Origin of the sequence: Pseudomonas sp. SIMBA_041 (assembly GCF_046535095.1) — a bacterium.
Classification (GTDB): domain Bacteria; phylum Pseudomonadota; class Gammaproteobacteria; order Pseudomonadales; family Pseudomonadaceae; genus Aquipseudomonas; species Aquipseudomonas mucoides.
The window spans coordinates 1-268 of the sequence record NZ_JAWRXJ010000360.1 but is presented as its reverse complement, the minus strand read 5'-3'; the positions used below and the strand labels follow the sequence as shown (position 1 = coordinate 268).

General features: G+C 55.6%; 1 protein-coding gene. It reads right to left on the bottom strand.

The window, feature by feature from the left end; translation table 11 throughout:
- Nucleotides 1-268: MurR/RpiR family transcriptional regulator (locus SB725_RS31485; RefSeq protein WP_410923336.1), on the bottom strand; the 268-nt coding region annotated here is incomplete at both ends.

Here is a 268-nt window from a genome sequence, read left to right as displayed (position 1 = left end):
CGATTCGCTCCGCTGCCACAAATGCATCGACAGCCGCTTGCAGGGACTGCTCATCTAGTACACGCAGCGTCTCCTGCAACGTCTCCGAATTAAAGGTAAACACCTTGCGGGCAATGGTCGCCACGTTGTCTGTCGGCTCGACTTCCTCATGCATGGCCTCGATTGGAGTGACCAGATCAGCCGCAAGTGCGATCTTCATCGCCTGGTAGCCTTCATAGCCGATGCGCTTGCAAAACCTGAAAATTGTCGCTTCTCCACAGTCCGCCAG